The following is a 3,120-nucleotide window of genomic DNA, read 5'->3' on the forward strand; positions in this document are numbered from 1 at the left end:
ACGTTGAGGTCGGCGGCGGAGCCCATCTGCTCGCGTACGAGACCTTCGAGCGCCTCGCGTTCGCCGGGGGCCACCTCGAAGACGAGCTCGTCGTGGACCTGGAGGAGCATCCGGGAGGAGAGGCCGGCTTCGTCGATGGCAGCCTGGACCCGCAGCATGGCGACCTTGATCAGGTCGGCGGCGGAGCCCTGGATCGGGGCGTTGAGCGCCATCCGCTCGGCGGTCTCGCGGCGCTGGCGGTTGTCGGAGAGCAGGTCGGGCAGGTAACGGCGGCGGCCCATGATGGTCTCGGTGTAGCCCGTGCGCCGGGCCTCCTCGACCAGGCTGCGCAGGTAGTCGCGGATGCCGCCGAAGGTCTCGAAGTATTCCTCCATCAGCCCGCGCGCCTCGCTCGGCTCGATCCCGAGCTGCTGGGAGAGACCGAAGGCGGACAGGCCATAGGCGAGCCCGTAGTTCATCGCCTTGATCTTGGCCCGCTGCTCCACCGAGACCGCGTCGGGGTCGACGCCGAAGACCCGCGCGGCGGTGATCGAGTGGAAATCGCGCCCGGAGCGGAACGCCTCGATGAGCAGCTCGTCCTCGGACAGATGCGCCATGATCCGCATCTCGATCTGTGAGTAGTCGGCCGTCATCAAGGACTCGAAGCCCTCCCCCACCACGAAGCCCTTGCGGATCCCGCGGCCCTCCTCGGTGCGCACCGGGATGTTCTGCAGGTTGGGCTCGGTCGAGGAGAGCCGGCCGGTGGCCGCGATGGTCTGGTTGAAGGTGGTGTGGATCCGGCCGTCGTCCTGCACCGTCTTCAGCAGGCCCTCGATGGTGACCCGCAGCCGGGTGACGTCGCGGTGACGCAGCAGGGCGAGCAGGAACGGGTGCTCGGTCTTCACGTAGAGCTGCTGGAGCGCGTCGGCGTCGGTGGTCCAGCCGGTCTTGGTGCGCTTGGTCTTCGGCATGTCGAGCTCGTCGAAGAGCACGACTTGCAGCTGCTTGGGCGAACCGAGGTTGATCTCCTTGCCGATCACGCCGTAGGCCTCGTCGGCGGCCTGCTTCATCTGGCCGGCGAAGTGGCGCTCCAGCGCGTCGAGATGCTCGGTGTCGACCGCGATACCGGTCTTCTCCATCCTGGCCAGCAGGTGCAGCAACGGAAGCTCCACCTCGGAGAGCAGCCGGTGTCCGCCGGCGGCCTCGACCGCTGAGTCGAGCTCGGCGGCCAGGTCGACCACCGCCCGCGCGTAGAGCATCGAGGTCGTCGCCACTCCGTCGCCGCCCATCTCGTCATCGCCGAAGAGCGACTCCTGGCCGGCGTCGTCCTCCTGCTTGAGCTCACGCTTGAGGTAGCGCAGCGTCAGGTCGGCGAGGTCGTAGGAACGCTGGTCGGGCGCCACGATGTAGGCCGACAGGGCGGTGTCGGTCACCAGCCCGCGCAGCGACCAGCCGTGGGCGTCGATCGCCAGCTCGGGGCCCTTGGCGTCGTGCATGATCTTGGGCTTCGACGCGTCCGCGAGCCAGCCGGCCAGCGCCGCCTCGTCCTCGGGCGTGAACCCCTCCACCCCCACGTACGCAGCCCGCTCCTGCGTCGCGAACCCGAACCCGTCCACACGGCCGGTGCCCGAACCCCAGGCTCCGCGCACGTGCAGACCGACGGGCGTGGTCCCGAGCTCCTCGAGGAAGGCCGACACGGCCCCGGGAGCCAGCGTCTCGCCCTCGAGAGCGAACCCGCTGTCGTCGACCGGGACGTCGTCCTCCGGCGCGAGCACGTCGGTGATCCGGGTGCGGATCTCGCCGCGGAACTCGAGCTCGTCGAGGAGCTCCAACGCGGCCGCCCGGTCCCACTCGACCCGGCCGAGATCCTTCGGACCGACCTCCAGGGGCAGGTCGCGCACCAGCGCGTTGAGCCGCCGGTTGCGCATCACGTCGCCGAGATGGGCACGCAGGTTGTCGCCGGCCTTGCCCTTGATCTGGTCGGCGTGGGTGATCACGTTGTCGAGGCCGTCGTAGGTGTTGATCCACTTCGCGGCGGTCTTCGGACCCACGCCCGGGATCCCCGGCAGGTTGTCGGAATCCTCCCCCACCAGTGCCGCCAGCTCGGGGTAGCGGTGGGGCGGCACACCGTATTTCGCCTCGACGGCCTCCGGCGTCATCCGCGCCAGGTCGGAGACGCCACGCATCGGGTAGAGCACGGTGGAGGACTCGGTGACCAGCTGCAGCGAGTCACGGTCGCCGGTCAGGATCAGGACCTCCATCCCGGCCTCGAGCCCCTGGGTGACCAGGGTCGCGATGATGTCGTCGGCCTCGTAGCCGGCCACCGACAGGTGGCGGATGTGGAGCACGTCGAGCAGCCGCTGGATCAGCGGCAGCTGGGACTTGAACTCGTCGGGGGTCTTGTTGCGCTTGGCCTTGTATTCGGAGTATTCCTCCAGCCTGAACGTCTGCCGCGACAGGTCGAAGGCGACCGCGACGTGGGTCGGGGTCTCGTCGCGCAGCACGTTGACCAGCATCGAGGTGAAGCCGTAGATGGCATTGGTGTTCTGCCCTGTGACGGTCGAGAAGTTCTCCACCGGCAGGGCGAAGAAGGCCCGGTAGGCCAGCGAGTGCCCATCGAGAAGGAGCAGTCGGTCACGCGTCACATCAGCCACGGTCCGACTCTATCCACGACCACCGACATTCGAGCCTGCGACCCGAGACCAACTGGTGGACTGTCCCGTGCGAACATGCATCCATGGCCGATGCACTCCACACCACCGACCCCGCCGAGATCGCGAAGTTCGTGGGGTCGCTCCCCCAGGGCGCGGGCGCACTCAACGAGAAGATGGGCGTCAAGATCATCGAGATCTCGGCGGAGAAGGTCGTCGGCACGATGCCGGTCGACGGCAACACCCAGCCCTACGGCCTTCTCCACGGCGGCGCATCGGTCGTCCTGGCCGAGACCCTCGGCTCGATCGGCTCCGGCATCCACGGACACTCGCTGGACAAGATCGCGGTCGGCGTCGACATCAACGCCACCCACCACCGCGCGGCCACCTCCGGCATCGTCACCGGCACGGCGACCGCGATCCACCTGGGACGGAGCTCCGCGGCGTACGAGATCGTGATCACCGACGAGCGCGGCAAGCGGGTCTGCAC

2 protein-coding genes are annotated in these 3,120 nt (G+C 68.6%); one reads left to right on the top strand and one right to left on the bottom strand.

What is annotated here, in order from left to right; translation table 11 throughout:
- The coding region (polA, locus tag ACFVJS_RS27180) for a DNA polymerase I (RefSeq protein WP_378886667.1) at positions 1-2,633 on the bottom strand (2,633 nt) is incomplete at its 3' end.
- Between the two features lie 83 nt (positions 2,634-2,716).
- Between polA and ACFVJS_RS27185 the strand changes: the two genes are divergently transcribed.
- The coding region (locus ACFVJS_RS27185) for a hotdog fold thioesterase (RefSeq protein ID WP_378886668.1) at positions 2,717-3,120 on the top strand (404 nt) is incomplete at its 3' end.

This window comes from Nocardioides sp. NPDC057772, assembly GCF_042798075.1.
Lineage (GTDB): Bacteria > Actinomycetota > Actinomycetes > Propionibacteriales > Nocardioidaceae > Nocardioides.